19 protein-coding genes are annotated in these 18,715 nt (G+C 58.8%); 8 read left to right on the forward strand and 11 right to left on the reverse strand.

Translation table 11 applies throughout. From position 1 onward, the window contains the following. Positions 1–32: 32 nt before the first annotated feature. On the reverse strand, positions 33–311 hold the full coding sequence (locus tag XMD517_RS05105) for a DUF3572 domain-containing protein (RefSeq protein ID WP_173486461.1): 279 nt from the start codon (positions 309–311) through the stop codon (positions 33–35). An 86-nt stretch (positions 312–397) separates the two neighbouring features. On the opposite strand from XMD517_RS05105, the gene XMD517_RS05110 reads away from it, so the two are divergent. Further along, positions 398–1,786, forward strand: a complete 1,389-nt coding sequence (locus XMD517_RS05110) for a diguanylate cyclase (protein ID WP_173486462.1) — start codon at positions 398–400, stop codon at positions 1,784–1,786. A gap of 150 nt (positions 1,787–1,936) precedes the next feature. On the opposite strand, the gene XMD517_RS05115 is transcribed toward XMD517_RS05110, so the two are convergent. From XMD517_RS05115 to XMD517_RS05130, 4 genes are all read right to left on the reverse strand, one after another. Further along, positions 1,937–2,494, reverse strand: coding sequence for a periplasmic heavy metal sensor (locus XMD517_RS05115; RefSeq protein WP_173486463.1), 558 nt, complete (start codon positions 2,492–2,494; stop codon positions 1,937–1,939). A gap of 2 nt (positions 2,495–2,496) precedes the next feature. Continuing rightward, complete coding sequence (locus tag XMD517_RS05120) at positions 2,497–2,901, reverse strand: hypothetical protein (RefSeq protein ID WP_173486464.1); 405 nt, start codon at positions 2,899–2,901, stop codon at positions 2,497–2,499. Continuing rightward, positions 2,885–3,475, reverse strand: a complete 591-nt coding sequence (locus XMD517_RS05125; protein WP_173486465.1) for an RNA polymerase sigma factor — start codon at positions 3,473–3,475, stop codon at positions 2,885–2,887. The genes XMD517_RS05120 and XMD517_RS05125 overlap by 17 nt, the downstream gene beginning before the upstream one ends. Positions 3,476–3,561: 86 nt before the next feature. Then, entirely contained in the window at positions 3,562–4,194 is a 633-nt protein-coding gene (locus tag XMD517_RS05130; RefSeq protein WP_173486466.1) for an EF-hand domain-containing protein, read from the reverse strand. Positions 4,195–4,461: 267 nt separating this feature from the next. Here XMD517_RS05130 and XMD517_RS05135 point away from each other — a divergent pair, with 267 nt between their 5' ends. Continuing rightward, positions 4,462–5,163, forward strand: coding sequence for an NUDIX hydrolase (locus XMD517_RS05135; protein WP_173486467.1), 702 nt, complete (start codon positions 4,462–4,464; stop codon positions 5,161–5,163). 99 nt (positions 5,164–5,262) lie between these two features. On the opposite strand, the gene XMD517_RS05140 is transcribed toward XMD517_RS05135, so the two are convergent. The 4 genes from XMD517_RS05140 to XMD517_RS05155 are packed head-to-tail and all read right to left on the reverse strand — an operon-like array spanning position 5,263 to position 9,155. After that, on the reverse strand, positions 5,263–6,162 hold the full coding sequence (locus tag XMD517_RS05140; protein WP_173486468.1) for an EamA family transporter: 900 nt from the start codon (positions 6,160–6,162) through the stop codon (positions 5,263–5,265). Between the two features lie 32 nt (positions 6,163–6,194). Continuing rightward, positions 6,195–7,640, reverse strand: coding sequence for a carnitine 3-dehydrogenase (locus tag XMD517_RS05145; RefSeq protein ID WP_173486469.1), 1,446 nt, complete (start codon positions 7,638–7,640; stop codon positions 6,195–6,197). A 21-nt stretch (positions 7,641–7,661) separates the two neighbouring features. Next, positions 7,662–8,186: a lipocalin family protein gene (locus XMD517_RS05150; protein ID WP_173487925.1), complete on the reverse strand. Its 525-nt coding sequence runs from the start codon at positions 8,184–8,186 to the stop codon at positions 7,662–7,664. A gap of 51 nt (positions 8,187–8,237) precedes the next feature. Next, positions 8,238–9,155 carry a 3-keto-5-aminohexanoate cleavage protein gene (locus tag XMD517_RS05155; protein ID WP_173486471.1) on the reverse strand — a complete coding sequence of 306 codons (918 nt, stop codon included), beginning with the start codon at positions 9,153–9,155 and terminating at the stop codon, positions 8,238–8,240. Between the two features lie 72 nt (positions 9,156–9,227). Between XMD517_RS05155 and XMD517_RS05160 the strand changes: the two genes are divergently transcribed. Then, entirely contained in the window at positions 9,228–10,202 is a 975-nt protein-coding gene (locus XMD517_RS05160) for a GlxA family transcriptional regulator (protein ID WP_254449703.1), read from the forward strand. 62 nt (positions 10,203–10,264) lie between these two features. On the opposite strand, the gene XMD517_RS05165 is transcribed toward XMD517_RS05160, so the two are convergent. Both XMD517_RS05165 and XMD517_RS05170 read right to left on the reverse strand, forming a co-directional pair. Further along, positions 10,265–11,308 carry an aldo/keto reductase gene (locus XMD517_RS05165; RefSeq protein WP_173487926.1) on the reverse strand — a complete coding sequence of 348 codons (1,044 nt, stop codon included), beginning with the start codon at positions 11,306–11,308 and terminating at the stop codon, positions 10,265–10,267. A 33-nt stretch (positions 11,309–11,341) separates the two neighbouring features. Then, the gene (locus XMD517_RS05170) at positions 11,342–12,121 is read right to left on the reverse strand and encodes an SDR family oxidoreductase (protein WP_173486473.1); all 780 of its coding nucleotides are present in this window, start codon (positions 12,119–12,121) and stop codon (positions 11,342–11,344) included. A 216-nt stretch (positions 12,122–12,337) separates the two neighbouring features. Between XMD517_RS05170 and XMD517_RS05175 the strand changes: the two genes are divergently transcribed. From XMD517_RS05175 to XMD517_RS05200, 5 genes are all read left to right on the forward strand, one after another. Continuing rightward, positions 12,338–13,369, forward strand: a complete 1,032-nt coding sequence (locus tag XMD517_RS05175) for a Hint domain-containing protein (RefSeq protein ID WP_173486474.1) — start codon at positions 12,338–12,340, stop codon at positions 13,367–13,369. Positions 13,370–13,473: 104 nt separating this feature from the next. Further along, positions 13,474–15,081: a peptide chain release factor 3 gene (locus tag XMD517_RS05180; RefSeq protein WP_173486475.1), complete on the forward strand. Its 1,608-nt coding sequence runs from the start codon at positions 13,474–13,476 to the stop codon at positions 15,079–15,081. Positions 15,082–15,145: 64 nt separating this feature from the next. Beyond that, on the forward strand, positions 15,146–15,790 hold the full coding sequence (locus XMD517_RS05185; protein ID WP_173486476.1) for a type VI secretion system-associated protein TagO: 645 nt from the start codon (positions 15,146–15,148) through the stop codon (positions 15,788–15,790). A gap of 139 nt (positions 15,791–15,929) precedes the next feature. Continuing rightward, positions 15,930–16,379: a hypothetical protein gene (locus tag XMD517_RS05190; protein ID WP_173486477.1), complete on the forward strand. Its 450-nt coding sequence runs from the start codon at positions 15,930–15,932 to the stop codon at positions 16,377–16,379. 851 nt (positions 16,380–17,230) lie between these two features. Beyond that, entirely contained in the window at positions 17,231–18,685 is a 1,455-nt protein-coding gene (locus XMD517_RS05200; protein WP_173486479.1) for a DEAD/DEAH box helicase, read from the forward strand. Positions 18,686–18,715: the final 30 nt, after the last annotated feature.

An 18,715-nucleotide genomic window follows, 5' to 3' on the forward strand; every position in this document is an offset into this window, starting at 1 on the left:
CCCGCAATCAACAACTTGGAAATCGGTGCAGGTCAAGTCCAATTCATTTGCCCCCCACCAGGCAGTGCATGTCGGGCCCGCATTGGCGCATCATACGGCAGCGTATTTGCACGACAGAACTCGACAACCCAATCATCGTCCATCGTAAGGAAATCAAGGACTGCGGCCAGAAATTCTGGGTTGCCAGCCCCCTGTTTCAAGTCGTCAATTCCTGCCCCGCTTGCGCCCAGGAACACCGGCAGCAGCTCCTCATTGCCTACCAGCCAGGTCAAAGCCGTTAACCCAATGACCTCTGCATCTTCAGGTTTCATTCATCTTTCCTTCCTTTGGAAAGGTTTTCTTAACCAAATTCCCGCAAGCTGAACATACGCAAAACTCAGACATGCAAGGACCTCATATGTCAGGACGCATCCTCATCGCGGACGACGTGGCTACAAACCGTATTGTGCTGAAGGTGAAACTCACCTCAGCCTGCTACGATGTCGCCCAGGCCGCGAACGTGTCAGATGTCATTGCGATGGCTTCCCAGCAGCGCCCGGATCTGATCCTTCTTGGTCAGACCCTCGAAGGGGGCGGCGGGATTGAGGCCTGTCGTCGCCTGAAAGCCATCAAGGACCTGAGCGCCATTCCGGTGGTGATCATCTCTCCAACAACAGACCGGAACGCACGGCTTGAGGCCCTTCGTGCCGGGGCAGAAGATTTCCTGAGCAAACCGCTCGACGAAACCACCCTTCTGGCCATCGTGCGCAACCTCATGCGTGCCCATGCCGCGCGACAAGAGATGCAGCGGCGTCAGAAACTGGCCGAAGAAATGGGCTTTGCCGAACCGTCCTCCTCTTTCCAGCGCCTTGCCCGGATTGCCCTGCTGGCCCCGGCCGTGGAAACCGGCCTAATGTGGCGCAAAGCCCTGACGCAGGAGCTGGGCCAGAAGGTAGATGTCATCAGCAAAGGCAAGGCGCTTGAAGACAGTGCACAGGGGAATTCCGTCCCGGATGTGTTTGTTATTGCGTCTAATCTGACAGAACAGGGAGATGGGCTGCGGCTGGTGTCCGAACTGCGTTCGCGCCTGTCCACCCGCCACTCCGTCATCATTTTTATTGACGACATCCGCAACGGCCCTGCCGCGGCCATGGCTCTGGATCTTGGGGCAAATGCGGTGATGCCTGGGCATTTCGATGCAGAAGAGATCGCCGCGCGGCTGGAGCTTCTTATCCCGGCTAAGTTCATTTCTGACCGGCTACGCAACACTGTTGACCAGCGACTGTCCATGGCGGTCACGGACCCGTTGACCGGGCTTTATAACCGCCGCTATGCCAGCAGCTATCTTGAACGGCTGGAAATCCAGTCGCAACAAAGCGGCAAGGGTTTTGCGGTGATGCTGATGGATCTGGACAGGTTCAAATCCATCAATGATCGCCACGGTCACATTGTTGGTGACGACGTTCTGGTAGAGGTTTCGGCGCGCCTCCGGGACGGGATCAGGGATATGGATCTTCTGGCGCGTTACGGTGGCGAAGAGTTCCTGATCGCAATGCCGGATACCGAGTTTGAGGGGGCGATGGCGATGGCTGAGCGTTTGCGGGCGATCGTTGGCAATCAGCCCGTCCTGTCCCCCAGCTCCGGGGCTAATGTGCCGGTCACCATGTCAATCGGCGTTGCGGTGGCACATGCCGGGAAGGTTGCACCCGGTGAGGTTCAACGGCTGCTTCAAAGCGCTGATCGCGCTTTGTATGCCGCAAAATCCGAAGGTCGAAATCAGGTGACCTTTATCCAAAGCGCAGCCTAGACAGAAGAACAAAAAGAAAACAAATCTTCACTCGCGTTGCGAAAGTTTTCTTTTGATAAAAGGCACTTAGACAAGCAACCTACAGTTCCCCCTATCAATCACCCAACAGGCTGGAACACGCTGCTGCCCGCTTGACCCGGGCTGAACGGATCAGCGTTTTTCACAATCATAGTCATTTCTGATTGGATGTTTCCGGCGGTCAAAACGCACATTTTGCGACAGTGCCTCTGCAAGCTCCTGCCGTTCCTCATGGCTCATCTGCTCAATGCGATCCAGGACCAGCCCACGCGCCACATCCCCAAATTCCAGCACGCGATTTCGTTGCGCTGTCATGATGCTCTCAAGCTGACCACGGTCATAAGGATCGGCTCGCAAGAGCTCCAACATGCGATCAAAGTCGCGTTTGAGGGCCGTGCGTTTTTCACGAAAACTGCCTTGCTGCTCTCTGAGCGCCCGACCGATGGCCCGGCGATCTTCGCGCGACAACGACGACGCGATCGGTCCCAGCCCGAGATCGCGGATCAAACCCCGCTCGGGTCCCCGCGGATCAAATCCGTGTCCCCCCCTGTCGGAGATCTTGGCCCCGGCCACCAGACCAATCACCAAAAGATTGAGGGTCAGGGAGGCAACAAAAAGCGCCCGCACCCATTTGCGCCTCTTGCGCACAGGGATCTGTTCAGGCTGTGGGGGTGTTTGATGATCAGTCATACTCATCCTTCCTCTGCCAGCATCAGGTCTTCGGAGAAATAGCTCGGGCTAAGGTCTTCGGGGGCATACAGAATTTCGGCGGTCGTGTAATCCCCTGCCAGCACCAGCCCACCGGAAAGCACTTCAAGCTCATCAGGGGCCGCAAACCCGATCCAAAGCCCGGCCACCGTTGCGGTTGCCATACCGGCAAGGGCGGGCCAGCCCCCGATCTGTGAAAGCAGCTCTTGCCAGAAGGACTTCGGCCGCGATGCCGGGGTAAGAACGGGGGAGGAGGGCTGATGGGTCTGTGCATCCTGCAAGATCGCAGCCACCAACCTGTCAGACGGCGCGATTGTCGCCGCACGGCCAGCCTGAAAGAACGTCTCCAATTCGAGATCATCAACGGGGTCTTTATCCATCTTCGCCATATCCCAACTCCTCGCGTCGCCCGGCCAATGCGGCCGCCAACGCCCGTTTGCCCCGAGCGGTCAGACTTTCCACCGCTTCGACGCTGATTTCCAATATTTCGGCAATCTCGGGGTTGGACGCCCCTTCGAGATGCCGCAGGGACACCGCGATACGTTGCCGTTCCGGCAGGGCCATCAGGGCCGTCTGCAAAGCATTTGCCCGGTCCTGCTCCATCATGCTTTCGACCGCACTGGGCATGTCGTCAGCTGGTTCTTCGATGGCGTCAATATCAACCGAACGCCGCTTGCGCAGCCGGTCCGTGCAAAGATTGGACACCACCCTGTAAAGCCAGGTCGTGACTTTCGCTTCGCCTTGGCGCCAGTTTGGGGCCTGTTTCCACAGCCGGAGCATGGCCTCTTGCGTGACATCCTCTGCCTCGGCCCGGTCCCCCCCCAACAGGCGCGCGGCATAGCCCATCACCCGGGGGGCAAGGCGTGCGGTCAGGACCTGCGCAGCCGTCGGGTCGCCGTTGCCATAAAGGATCAACAGGACCTCATCCGAACCGTCAGTATATGCGTCAAGCGCCATATTCATATTGTGTGACTAACCCGGTCCCAGATCCAAAACAACGGTTTCACGGGGATCACGCCCCATACGGGGCGCGACCATTCCGGACCTTGTTAATTGCCACTACGTCCTTTGCCATGCTTTTCCCATTTTCCCCCGTGGTTTTTCCGACCTTTTGTCCGGGTCCAGATTTCTTTCTGCGCCTGGTCAAATTCGGCGGCGGAGAGGGCATTGTCATCATCGGTGTCAAACCGGTCGATCATCCGCTCCAGCCGGGCCTGATCGGGCATCATTTCTGCAGCAGAGAGAGTGCCGCTTTTATCGGCGTCCTGCCGGTCGATCATCTTTTCGGCAAACCAGGCCATGCGCTGCTCCGGGCTGGGCATCCACCCTCGCCCGTCCTGCCCGTTCCGGCCACCCTGACGCTTGGCATTGCCATCCGCCATCCGGTCAGCCATCCGGGCCTCAGCCTGCGCTTTGATTTCATCCAGATCCAACTGCCCGTCACCGTTTTTATCCGCCGCGGCAAAACGCGCCTCAGCCTGAGCTTTCAGGTCATCCACGGTGATCTGACCATTTTTGTCCAGGTCGAGATCGGCAAACTCCATCTGCAGAACCGAACGCATTCCCCCCATCTTGCCAGCAAAACCAGCTTTCCCGCCATGGGCGCTGGCCGCAAGCGAGGTCAGGGTCACGGCCGATCCGGCCAGAAGGGCAATTGCCGCGATTTTTGTTGCACGTTTCATGTCATACTCCAGTGGTCAATCTGTTCCGGGTCGCCTTGTCCGACCCATGCTGTTGGCCTGTCCCTGCCGGAGCCTTTTTGTCCGGCGTCATATGCATTGAACGTGTGGTCCCAAGGTTTCCGTCGCACTTTTCTACGCTCACCTGAATGTGCCTGCCCGAAATGGGGGCCACGCATGGGCAACCAACCAGAGAAGCTACGCAGGGTTACGCTTGACCCTCTGGCTGAATTGACCATGGGTTAGGGCAGTGACGATAAGGGGCCTGACATGGACAAATCCAAGATCATTCGCAACGCCGCAACGGTGATCCTGATCCGCGACGCGGAAACGGCCCCCCAGGTTCTGATGGGGCAGCGCGGGGCAAAAGCGGCCTTCATGCCAAACAAATTTGTTTTTCCCGGTGGCGCCGTGGATACCGCTGACGGCGCGGTGCCACTTGCTCAAGGGGGGGCGGAACCCTGTCTGACCCGGCTGGGAGAGGACGCGGACCCCAACCTGGCCCAGGCCCTGCTGGTGGCGGCCATTCGTGAGCTTTGGGAAGAGACCGGTCAAATCCTTGGCGCACCGGGGACATGGCCCGGCGATGTGCCCGCAGACTGGAAGAGCTTTTCCGAGGCCGGGTATGTTCCCTCTGCCGATGGGTTGGCCTTTGCGTTCCGGGCGATCACCCCCAAGGGGCGCCCGCGCCGATTTGATGCTAGATTTTTCGTGGCAGACGCGTCGAAACTGAAAACGGATCCGGATGATTTTTCCCGCGCTTCAGATGAGCTGAGCCATCTGCAATGGATCCCGATGGACAAGGTGCGTCGCTTTGACCTTCCTTTCATCACGGAGGTCGTTCTGGCTGAGATTGCCGGGAACCTTCCCAATCTCGGAGCGCCGGAACAGGTGCCTTTTTTCAACAACACTGATGAAGAAAGCCTGTTTGAGCGTCTGGGTGGAGTGGGGCCACTCTCCGCACAGGGATGAGGTGCAGTGGGCGCAATGCGTTTGTTGACCTCGCTACGCTCGGCAAGGGGGGCGCCGCCCCCGGCTGCGCCTCCCCCGAGGTATTTGCGGCAAGAAAAATCAGAGAAACAGCACCAACACCAGCACGGACAAAAGGATCAGCGCCGTGCCGGTGATCTCTCGTCTGGTGACAGTTTCACGAAAGACAAAAATCGCAGCGGCATAGCTGAACAGGAGTTCCACCTGCCCCAGCGCTTTCACAAGCGCGGCGTTTTGCAGGGTAAAGGCGGTGAACCAGCAGAAACTGCCGATCATTGAGCTGAGCCCCACCAGCACCCCAACGCGCCAGGCGTGCAGCACGCGCAAGATCTCTCCCGGTTCGGAAAAGCGCATCCAGATGGCCATGATGACGGATTGATATGCGGTCACGCAGGCGAGTGTGAAACCGGCCCGCACAATCACATTCTCGATCCCAAGCGAAAGCGACGCCCCCCGATAACCGGTTGCCGAGACGGCAAAAAGCAGACCAGAAAGCAGGCCCAGACCCGCGGCCCGATTAAAGAACCGCTTCCAACCCGCGCCACCTTCCGGTGGGTCGGATAAGGCGATCAGCCCTGCAAATCCGATCGCAATGGCAAACACGCCCCATAAACCGACCCCTTCGCCCAACACAACCAGACCGACCAGGGCGGTCAGCACCACTTCGGTTTTCTTGAAGGTAATCCCGACCGCGAAATTGCGTTCGGCAAATAACGCAACCACGCACATTGTGGCGAGGATCTGGGCAAGCCCCCCTGCGGCGGCAAAGGTGAAAAACCGGGCATTCGGCGGTGGGAGCGAAATATCCACAACGGAAAGATACGCCCAGAGCAGCCCCGCCACCAAAGGCGCCGAATAGACAAAGCGGGCAAAGGTGGCCCCTTTGGTGGAAAGCTTTGTGTCTTTCAGCCGTTTTTGCAGCATGAAGCGCAAATTCTGACTGAAAGCTGCGGCAATGGTGATGGGGATCCAGGCTTGCATGATCCCCATCTGCCATGGGTGCCTTTAAAAAGCTAGCCTACCTTGATGGACCGCCCCACCCCTTCCGGTGCGGGCAGTTTGGCATGGGCCATCGCGATTTCCACCAGCCTCGCTTCGATATGGTCTGCCGGGGGGGCAGGACGGCGGGTATCCAGGCTGACATGCAGGAGCACATGTTCCCCGGTCGCAAGCAGGCGCTCACCTTCATACATGCTGTGGAACAGGTGCATCTTTTTGCCTTTGCCATACAGGCACCGGGTTTCCACACGGATACGTTGCCCCAGATGGGCCTCTTCAAGATGTCGGATATGGGTTTCGGCGGTGAAATAGCTGCCACCGGTGGCGATATAATCCGCATCACAGCCGATAATTTCCATGAACCGGTCGGTGGCACGCGCAAAGGCATCCAGATAGCGGCTTTCGGTCATGTGGCCGTTATAGTCCAGCCAGTCCACGGGGATCGCGGTGGCCAATGTGGTGATCGGTCGGGATATGTCGACCTCTGCATGTCCCAGACGTTTGTCGACGTCATTCAGAAGGCGCCCTGCCCCCCAATCGCGCCCTTTGAGCGCCCGCATCATGGCCACCAGATTATCGTCACGGCTGCGTTCCAGCTCACGGATCGACATATGGCCGGATTGCGCGTCTGACTGGTCTGCAATCAGGTCCACCAGTTCGTCGGTGAATTCCGGCACATCCATCAGCTTGGTCCAAGGCCATTTCAGCGCCGGGCCGAACTGCGCCATGAAATGCTTCATACCCGCTTCGCCACCGGCAACACGGTAGGTTTCAAATAACCCCATCTGCGCCCAACGCAGCCCAAAGCCGAACCGCATGATATCGTCGATCTCTTCGGTGGTTGCGATGCCATCAGACACCAGCCAAAGTGCCTCTCGCCAGACCGCTTCCAGCAGGCGATCCGCAACATGCGCGTCGATTTCTTTCTTGATCTCAACCGGTTTCATGCCGATTTCGGTCAGGATACCCATTGCCCGTTCCCGGATGTCGGGAGGGTTCGCATCCGTCGGCACCAGTTCCACCACCGGCAAAAGATAAACCGGGTTGAACGGATGGGCGACCAGAACCTGCCCCGCGCGCGCAAGCCCCTCTTGCAGCTCCGACGGCTTGAAGCCCGATGTCGACGACCCTACGATGGTGTCCTCACCGATCGCATCCATCAACGCGCCATAAACCTTCTGTTTCAACTCAAGCCGCTCTGGCACACTTTCCTGCACCCAGACCGCGCCATCCACCGCATCTGCCAAATGCTCGTGAAAGCTGAGCGTCCCTTCGTCGGGCATCATCACATCAGACAGGCCCGGCAGCGCGCGACGGGCATTGTCCAACACCTCACCAATCTTGCGCTCGGCCTCGGGATCGGGGTCAAACACCCGCACATCCCATCCCATCAAAAGGAACCGGGCGGCCCATCCGCCACCTATCACGCCCCCGCCAATGATCGCTGCTGTTTTGGTCATGTTCTCTCCCTGCTGGCCGGATCAGTTCATTTTGAGCCGCGCCAGATTGTAGCCATTGAAATCAAATACTTCTCGGGCAGCCTTGATCCGATCCTCCCCCCCGGACCGGGCACGATCAAGGATCCAGCCAAAACTGCCCGACGGGGTGCCGATTGCGGCGGTGCGATACCCTTCGTCAACCCACAGCACCCAATACTCGGTCTGGTAAGGCTTTTCGCCCAGCGTGAACCGCCCCGCCTGGGGCTGGTCCACATCATAGATGTCGCTTACCCGGCCTCGTGCGTTGTAAAGCGCGATCTGGCGGACCTCCCCCGCATGAACGCGAAATTCGACCACACCGTTCTCCGGCATTTCTCCGGGGTGGACGAATTCCCCGCGGAACTGCCACTTCCCGGCAAAACGCTCTGCATCGAAACGGGTTGTCGAACTGATCCTGGTTTTGGTGTCGCGGTGGAATTCCACCCCACCTACGCCACTGTCCAGACAGGCGGACAGTCCAACCACCGCCAACACAGAAAAAAGAAGCCGTCCAACCGTTCCCGTCATTATACCCTCGTCATAGCCTATCCCCCCGGGCCACCCGGCGGTTCAGCTTCTTCATGCGGCAACCGGGGGACGTTTCACAAGCCCCAGCTTTTTGCGCACCTCTTCAGGGCCGATGATGCGGGCGCCCATGTTGGTGATGATGGTGGCGGCGCGGTCGACCAGTTGAGCATTGGTGGCCAGCACGCCTTTTTCCAGCCAGAGGTTGTCCTCGAGCCCGACCCGCACATTGCCGCCCGCCAGCGTGGCCGCCGCCGCATAGGCCATCTGATCGCGCCCCAGCGAGAAGGCCGACCAGGTCCAGTCAGAGGGAACATTGTTGACCATCGCGAGGAAAGTGTTCATGTCATTGGGCGCGCCCCACGGCACCCCCATGCACAGCTGCACCAGCGCAGGACTGTCCAGAACCCCTTGTTCTACAAGAGTTTTTGCATGCCACAGATGACCGGTGTCAAAGGCTTCGATCTCGGGTTTCACCCCCAGTTCGGTCATCATCCGCCCCATGGCTTCCAACATGCCGGGCGTGTTGGTCATCACGTAATCGGCCTCGGCAAAATTCATTGTGCCACAATCGAGCGTGCAGATCTCGGGCAGGCATTCGGCAACATGGGCCATGCGTTCGGTGGCGCCGATCATGTCGGTGGCCTCGGGATTGATCGGAAACGGGCTTTCGGGGTTGCCGAACACGATGTCGCCCCCCATCCCGGCGGTCAGGTTCAGAACCACATCCACCTCGGCGTCACGAATGCGGTCGGTCACTTCGCGGTAAAGCGCGAGGTCGCGCGACGGGGCGCCTGTGTCCGGGTCACGCACATGGCAATGCACAATCGCCGCCCCGGCCTTTGCCGCATCAATTGCAGACGCCGCAATCTGCGCAGGGCTGCGCGGAACATGCGGGCTGCGATCCTGCGTGCCGCCTGATCCGGTCACAGCAGCGGTGATGAAAACTTCACGGTTCATTTGAAGCGGCATTTGGGCCTCCCTGTTCATTTCCTTCATATTGCGATGCTTGACCGGAGCGAGTTTACATTTAACGATGGAAACATGATGAAAAGCGCAAAAATCTTCCAGCCTGCGACCGCCCCCCTTCGCATCGGCCTGCTCATTCTCAATGCCGCGAACACCTTATCCCTGGCCGCCGTGGTTGATCCCCTGCGTGCGGCGAACAGGCGTGCCGGACGGGAGCTTTTCCAATGGGATTGGTTTACGGTCGATGGACAGGCCGCCACACTGACATCCGGCCTCGCGGTCCCCGGTGTCCCGCTGTCGCAAGAGATCGAGATGGATGCGCTCTTTGTGATCGCCGGGTTTGAGCTTGAAGAGCAAGCCACCCCGCAGCTCAGCCGCACCCTGCGTGGGCTCGCCCGCAAAGGAATGACACTGGGGGGGGTGGACGGCGGGCCATGGATCCTGGCGCGCGCCGGTTTACTCGACAGCTATCGCGCCACAACTCATTGGGAAGACTTGGAAAAGTTCACGGTGCAGTTCCCCGAAATTGATGTTGCAAAAGACAGGTTTGTGGTGGACGGAGATCGCCTGACAACCGGCGGGGCCGGGGCAGCCCTTGACCTGATGCTTCACCTGATCCGCATCCGGCACGGGGATGCTCTGGCCATGCGGGTTGCAGGGGCATTGATCTACGAACCCGCCTCCTCAGATACCCGCCCGCAAAGCGTCACCTCCCCTGCCCGACTGAACGCCCGTGCCCCGAAAGTGGCGCAGGCGATCCGTTTGATGGAGGAACATCTGGAGGATCCGCTGCCGATACGGGCGCTTGCACGTCAACTTGGGCTCAGCCCCCGCAGTTTGGAAACCCGTTTCAAATCTGCCCTTGGCACCTCTCCCGGTGCTTATTTCCTGACCCTGCGCCTGGATGAAGCGCGCCGACTGGCCACCGACACGGCGCTGCCGGTAAGTGAGATCGCGTTGCGGACCGGGTTCGGATCACCTGCTAGTTTTGCGCGCGCCTTCAAATCGGCCCATGGCCAAAGCGTAAGTCACCTGCGAGACCGCAGATGACTTTTTCTTGTTAAAAATATCCCCGCCGGAGGCCTCGGACCCAGCCACATGCGAAGCGTGAATTAAAACGGGAACGGATGCGCCCGGTGGGCCAGATCAATATCTGCCATCACCTCCTCCGACAGCACCAGATCCTTGCCCGCCAGAATGCGCGACAACTGATCCGTGTTCGACGCGCCAAAGATGGTGGAGCCGATGAAGGGGCGTGACATGACAAAAGCCAGCGACATCTGTACCACGTCAAGCCCGTGCTTTTTGGCCACCGCCTGATAGGCCTCCACCGCTTCGAACGCGCGCGCGGTCTTGCGCCCGCCCAGTTCCGGATAGATCTGCATACGCGACCCTTCCGGGATGGCGCCATGCTGGTATTTCCCGGTCAACAGCCCGGTGGCGAGGGGGGAATAGGACAGGATCCGCACGTCTTCATTGTGGCACAGTTCCGCAAGATCCGTGTCGGCCTGACGATACATCAGGCTGTATTCGTTCTGGATCGACACCACCTCGGGCGCCCCCATCTCGCGCGCCAGTCGCAGCCATTGCATTGTGCCCCAGGCGCTTTCATTCGACAGGGCGAAATGGCGCACCTTGCCGGCCTTGACCGCCGCCGTCATCGCCACAAGCACCTCGCGCATATGCGCTTCCGTTGCCACCGGGTCCTGTCCGGTGGGATCATAGGTCCAGTTCTGGCGAAACGCATAGCTGCCCCGGTCCGGCCAGTGCAACTGATAGATGTCGATATAATCCGTACCCAGCTTGCGCAGGCTGTCATCAATTGCGCCGGGAATGATCGCGCCGTCAAATCCGCGCCCTTCGCGGATAAAGCCCCCGTTCACCCCGGACACTTTGGTGGCTATCACCACCTGCTCACGCCGCTTCGACCGCGCCAGCCAGGATCCGATCACCCTCTCGGATTTGCCGCAGTTTTCGGCCCGGATCGGGTTCACCGGATACATTTCGGCCGTATCAATGAAGTTGCCACCATGATCGAGGAACATGTCAATCTGGTCATGCCCCTCTGCTTCTGTATTGGTGCTGCCCCATGTCATTGACCCGAGGCAGAGTGTGCTGACCTCCAGCGCACCCCGTGCAAGGCTGTTCATCTTCATGACAATTCTCTCCTGTTGCGCTGTCTTTTCGGGTCAGATCGTGGCATTCACACCGCCGCCATCCAGCAGCACATTTTGCCCCACGATGAAACCAGCGTGCTGAGAACAGAGAAAGGCACAGGTCGCGCCAAATTCCTCAACTGTTCCATAGCGGTTGGCGGGGATCGTGGCCATACGCGCGGTGCGGGCTTCCTCCATCGTGATCCCCTGTTGGGCCACGACGCCACCGTCCAGCGCCACCGCCCGGTCGGTATCATGAATGCCGGGGAGCAGATTGTTGATCGTCACCCCGTTTGCCGCCACCTGCCTGGCGGTGCCCGCAACAAAACCGGTCAACCCGGTGCGCGCGGTATTGGACAGCCCCAGCACCGGGATCGGCGCCTTCACCGATTGCGACGTGATGTTCACCACCCGGCCCCAGCCCCGCTCCATCATGCCCGGAACCAGCGCCTGCATCAGGGCAACGGGGGTGAGCATATTGGCATCAATGGCGGCGATAAAATCCTCCCGCCCCCAATCCTGCCACATCCCCGGCGGCGGACCGCCTGCATTGGTGACAAGAATGTCGACCGCACCCGCGGCCTCCAGAACGGCCGCCCGCCCCTCTTCGGTGGTGACATCAGCAGCAACCGTTGTGATCGTCACGCCGGTCTCGGCACGCAGCGCCTCAGCGGCCGCTTCCAGCACCTCGGATGAGCGCGCATTCATCACGACATCAACGCCTTCGCGCGCCAGCGCCTGCGCGCACCCGAACCCCAATCCCTTGGAGGAGGCACATACGAGAGCTTTCTTGCCAGAAATTCCCAGATCCATATCAATTCTCCCTATTTGCCCCAGCCCTAACACTCCGGTTCGATCTGGGAAAGAGAGGACGCGGCCAGAGTGTTTACAGTTTGTTGACCAATTCGCCCCAATTCCGGGCCCGGACAGAATTGACCCACTCCTGCATTCATTCTAGAATTTCAGATCGACCCAACCGCAACAACGCAACTGCGACAGGGACTTACAGAATTCATTTCAGGTTGAAACATGTCCAGCTTTGCCGCCCCCGAACACGCAGACTTGCCGTCATTGACACTCCCCGTGCATGACGCAGGTGATTTTCGTGTCGTGCAGGGGGTGAATGAAGGGGACGCTCTGGGCGATGCGTCAGAGCTGCTTTTGGAAGATGATTATGCGCTGATCACCCCTCGCACCCCGCTTCTGTCCATGACCATTCCCGACCATGACGGGCCGCTATGTATCGCTGAAGGATCAGAAGTCGGCACGCCGGGGGCGCCCGTATTTCTGGACTGCGTGCTGACCTTCATGCCCCCCCATGGAGAGACATTGGAGGCGATTGTGCTGGTCGAAACCACGCCGGACAGGACCCGCATCGCCGCCATTTATCTCTACCCGCTGACACCAATGCGCTCCGGGGTTCAATATACGCTGGTGACGATCAACACCGAAAATCCCCGCGCCCGACTGGCACAGACCGCTTCGGTTTCGTTCACCCGTGGCACGCGGATCACGCTGACGGACGGGCGACAGGCACCGATCGAAACCCTCGCCCCCGGTGACCGGATCCTTACCCGTGACAGTGGCCCGCAACCCATTCGCTGGATCGGTCAGCAGACGGTGCGCGCCACCGGGGCCTTTGCGCCGATCACCATCGCGGCAGGGGCGCTGAACAACGAAGCAGAGCTGACCCTTAGCCCGAGCCACCGTTTGTTCATCTACCAACGCGTTGACGCCCTGAAAGCGGGACAGAAAGAGGTGCTGGTGCGCGCGCGCGATCTGGTGGGCGGCCCGGATGTGACCCGCAGCGAAGGCGGCTTTGTCGACTATTACCAACTGCTCTTCGACAAACACGAAATCATCTATGCCGAAGGTATCCCTGCCGAGAGCCTGTTTGTCGACCAGATCAACAGCCCGGCCCTGCCCGAGGGGCTTGCCCCTCACGCCCGGGGAACCCATGCCCGAGAGCTGGGTAAGGATGCGCTGGTGCAATGCGCAAAACCTGACAACGCGCTTGGAGCATTGCGCGCGGTCAAGGGCGCAGGTCCCCGCGGGTTTTGAAGGGCGGCGATTTCCGCTGTCCTTTGAACGGATCAGCCCTCCCCCGGCCATGATGGGTCGCGCGCCCCATTGCACCCGTGACCTTGCACGGCTATAGCGACATCATGTTGGATACGCACACAAACCGCCCCGAATTGCCGCCCGAAATTGCGCGCCGCCGGACCTTTGCGATCATTTCGCACCCGGATGCGGGCAAAACCACGCTGACGGAAAAGTTCCTCCTTTATGGTGGCGCCATTCAGATGGCTGGGCAGGTGCGCGCCAAGGGGGAAGCACGGCGCACGCGCTCGGACTTCATGCAGATGGAAAAAGACCGGGGCATTTCGGTCTCGGCCTCGGCAATGTCCTTTGATTTCAGAAACTTCCGCTTCAACCTGGTGGACACGCCCGGTCACTCCGATTTCTCGGAAGATACCTATCGCACGCTGACCGCGGTGGATGCGGCCGTCATGGTGATCGATGGCGCGAAAGGTGTGGAAAGCCAGACCCAGAAACTGTTTGAGGTCTGCCGCCTGCGGGACCTGCCGATCCTGACCTTCTGTAACAAGATGGACCGCGAAAGCCGCGACACGTTTGAGATCATCGACGAAATTCAGGAGATGCTGGCGATCGACGTCACCCCCGCCTCCTGGCCGATCGGCATGGGGCGTGACTTCATGGGCTGTTACGATCTGCTGAATGACCGGCTGGAACTGATGGACCGGGCCGACCGAAACGTGGTGGCGGAAACGATCCAGATCTCGGGTCTGGACGACCCGAAGCTTGCGGAGCATGTGCCTGCGCATCTTTTGGAACAGTTCCTTGAAGAGGTGGAAATGGCCAAGGAGCTTTTGCCAGCGCTGGATCCGCAATCGGTTCTGGAAGGGCATATGACGCCGATTTGGTTTGGCTCCGCGATCAACTCTTTCGGCGTTCAGGAGCTGATGAATGGCATTGCCGATTTTGGCCCTGAACCGCAGCCGCAACAGGCCGAACCGCGCCAGATTTGCCCCGATGAGAAAAAAGTCGCGGGCTTTGTTTTCAAGGTTCAGGCCAATATGGACCCGAAACACCGTGACCGTGTGGCCTTTGTGCGGCTCGCCTCGGGGCATTTCAAACGGGGTATGAAGCTCACTCATGTGAGGTCGAAAAAGCCAATGGCCATTTCGAACCCGGTGCTGTTTCTGGCCTCGGACCGTGAGCTTGCGGAAGAGGCCTGGGCGGGGGATATCATCGGCATTCCCAACCACGGACAGCTGCGCATTGGCGATACGCTGACCGAGGGGGAAATGCTGCGCGCCACCGGCATCCCAAGCTTTGCGCCGGAACTTTTGCAAGGCGTGCGCGCGGGTGATCCGATGAAGGCCAAGCACCTTGAAAAAGCCCTGATGCAATTTGCCGAAGAGGGCGCGGCTAAGGTGTTCAAACCGCATATCGGTTCAGGCTTTATCGTGGGTGTTGTGGGAGCGCTGCAATTCGAAGTGCTCGCCTCGCGGATCGAGATGGAATACGGGCTGCCGGTGCGCTTTGAACCATCGCAATTCACCTCGGCCCGCTGGGTGTCTGGGGCGAAAGATGTGGTCGAGCGACTGATCAACACCAATAAGCAACATATCGCGCATGATCATGACGGAGACCCCGTGTTTCTGACACGTCTTCAATGGGATATCGACCGTGTTGAACGTGATTTCGAAGGGGTGAAACTGACCGCGACCAAGGAAATGATGGTTTAAGCTTGACCCGTTCTTTCCGGCATTGAATTCTATCAATGATAGATTCTAATGTCGGAGATTTCCCGTGAAACAGGTTTTACTCGCCAGCGTGATGTTGCTTGTGTCTCATCCCGCGCTTGCAAAAAACTCTGCAGAAAGCGAGATCGCAGCTTGCGCAGCTCAGCGTGGGAGTTTGGAGCGACTGCAATGCTACGACGATCTTGCTGAAGCACTTAATCTTAATGGACCGCAGACCGCCGAAGTCACCGGTGTCGAAGGAAACACTGGTAAGTGGGATATACGAGAGAAAATCAATCCGATTGATGACAGCAAAACTGTTGTCCTGGCACTGGAGGCAGAAACCGGGCAAAACAGGTGGGGAAACAAAGTTGGGCTAGTCATCCGGTGTCAATCCAACAAAACTGAAATGTATATTGTTTGGAATGACTATCTAGGAAATGACGGGACTTATGATAACGAAGTGAAATACGTTCTCACGCGAATTGGCGATGCTAAAAGCGAGACTGAGAAATGGGGATTGTCGACCGATTCCAAAGCCACATTCACCCCCGGCTCCCCAATACCGAGATTGAAAAAAATGGTGAAAAGCGATTCATTTGTCGCGCAAACAACGCCATACAACGAAAGCCCGGTTACCGCAGTGTTTAACATTTCAGGACTTGAAGCGGCTCTTTCCCCCGTAATGAAGACCTGCGGTTGGTCACTTTGAATTAATTCATACCACACACTTCTCCCCGTTCCTTCAACACTGGCACTTACATCAATCCGCCACGACAAAAAGAGTATGTGACAAGCAAGCGACGCCGGGATAATCTGCGCGTAATTCTCGTGTCTGATAGGAGTACCCTATGAAAACCAGTCCCCTCGCCTTTGCCGCTGTTTTCGGCACCGTTGCACCGGGTTTTGTTCAGGCCGAGACATCGGTGGATCTGGATATCTGGCGCGTCTTGTCAGAAATCCAGATTGAGGAAATCGTCTCTGAAACCAGCTATGAAGTGCGCAAGACCTTCCCGAAGGACATGGACGCGGATCTGGAAGGGGTTGAGATCACAGGTTACGCTGTGGCCATGCTGCCGGGTGGAGAAATTCGTGATCTGATCCTGACCTCGGACACCGGCAATTGCCCGCTTTGCGGTGGGTTTGGCCACAATGCCACGCTGCAGGTAACGCTGGACACGCCGTTGATGGGGTTTGATGACGGGGCCCGGATCACCGTCTCAGGCACCCTGAGCCGCGTGGAAGACAGCGACACTTGGCAAGCCGCCAAATTGACCGGGGCGCGCATCGTCAAGCTTTGACCGCGGGGGCTGTGATGGTGCAAAACCTTCCGCCCCTTCCCCCATCCCCCTTGCAGAACCGTGTCCTGCCCACAGGAGAGATTGTCGCTCATCCAGCCCGTGGGATGTTTACCGGAAACCGGGGTATTTTGTCGTTTGACAAGGGGCGACTCGGCAGCTCGCGCTGGAAACACCCCCATTGGATCATCTGCACACTGACCCATCCCAGGGGGAAATATCACGGCCCCCAGCCTGACCACGCATGGACGCCACTGTTTTTCCTGGATGAAGCAGTCGCATTGTCTGCTGGGCATCGCCCCTGCGCCTATTGCCGCCCGGCCGCCTATCGCCGGTATAAATCCCTTTGGCAATCGGCATTTGGGACCGCATCGCACACAAAGATAGACAAGGCATTGCACGCAGCGCGTGTCACCCGCCAGCGGCAACAGATCCGGCATGAGGCCTCCCTTTCCCATCTGCCGGACGGCGCATTCGTCAGATTTGGAGATCAGCCCCACCTCCTGTCCGGGAAATGGCTGCTGCCCTTCTCTCCTTCGGGATACGGATCCCCTGTTCCACGGCCACACCACCAGGTTCAGGTGCTGACACCGCGCCCCAGCTTGCAGATCCTCGCCCTGGGCTATGCCCCAAAACGACATGAAAGCGGCCATCTGGCTTAGAAATGTAGCAACAATCGCAAGATATTGCGGGAATCGTCCATATTTCCGGGGAACGCGTTGACCATGGACGGATTTTTCTTTACCCCTTCCTCATCCGAGAGGGCGCGCTGAAAAATGCCAGGCGCGTCACGGCCATCCGGGCCTCCTTTCCTAGATGCACGGGCCAGAAGTGTCCGTGAAATATGGACATATATGACCAAATTTTCTGATCTGAAACTCAGCCCCAAGGTTTTGAAAGCCATTGATGAAGCTGGGTATGAAACCCCGACCCCTATTCAGGCTGGCGCGATTCCCCCTGCTCTTGAAGGGCGCGATGTGCTGGGCATTGCCCAGACAGGCACCGGCAAAACCGCCTCGTTCACCCTGCCCATGATCACCGCCCTTGCGCGTGGCCGGGCGCGGGCAAGAATGCCCCGTTCGCTGGTGCTTTGCCCCACGCGCGAACTGGCGGCGCAGGTGGCGGAGAACTTTGACATTTACGCCAAGAACGTGAAACTGACCAAGGCGCTTTTGATCGGCGGCGTCAGCTTTAAAGAGCAAGACCAACTGATCGACCGGGGCGTTGATGTGCTGATTGCCACGCCCGGCCGCCTTCTGGATCATTTTGAACGCGGCAAGCTGCTGCTCACGGGCGTGCAGATCATGGTGGTGGACGAAGCCGACCGAATGCTCGACATGGGGTTCATTCCCGATATCGAACGCATCTTCGGCCTCACCCCATTCACCCGCCAGACCCTGTTCTTCTCGGCCACGATGGCGCCTGAGATCGAGCGGATCACCAATACGTTCCTGTCAAATCCCGAGCGGATCGAAGTGGCCCGTCAGGCCACCACGTCGGAAACGATCACGCAGGAGCTTTGCATGTTCAAAGCGACCCGCAAGGATCGCGCAGCGTCGCAGAAACGCAAAGTGTTGCGCGCTCTGATCGACCGCGAGGGCGAGGCCTGCACCAACGCCATTATCTTCTGCAACCGCAAGACCGATGTGGATATCACCGCGAAATCGCTGAAGAAATACGGCTATAACGCCGCTGCGATCCACGGCGATCTGGATCAGTCGAAACGGATGGAAGTGCTGGACGGGTTCCGCGCGGGCACATTGAATTTCCTCTGCGCGTCTGATGTGGCGGCACGTGGTCTGGACATTCCCAATGTCAGCCATGTGTTCAATTACGACGTGCCGGGCCATGCTGAGGACTATGTCCACCGGATCGGGCGCACCGGACGCGCCGGGCGTAGCGGCAAGGCAATCATGATCTGCGAACCCCGTGACGAGAAGAACCTCGATGCGGTGGAACGTCTGATCGAAAAGGAAATTCCTCGGATCGAGAACCCGGTGCCGCCGGAAGAGCGCAAGTCGCACGCGCGCAAGGCCACGGATAAGAAAACGGACAGCCCGTCGAAAAGCGAAAGCAAATCATCAAAACCTTCCGCCAGCAGCTCCGCACGCAGCAGCAAAGACAGCCCGGCCTCGACCGCCCCATCGGCTCCTGCCCCCAAGCAAAGCGAGCGTTACCAGAGTGACAGCCGCAGCTCTTCGCGCGGGCGCAGCAATTCCGGCCGTCGTGACAATGGCAGGATCATGGGAATGGGGGATCACACCCCTGATTTCATCGCCAAGAGCTTTGATGAGCGGCGTGAAGGGTAAAACCCTCTGAACAAACAAAAAAGGCGAGCC

This window comes from Aliiroseovarius sp. xm-d-517, from assembly GCF_013283135.1.
Classification (GTDB): Bacteria; Pseudomonadota; Alphaproteobacteria; order Rhodobacterales; family Rhodobacteraceae; genus Aliiroseovarius; species Aliiroseovarius crassostreae.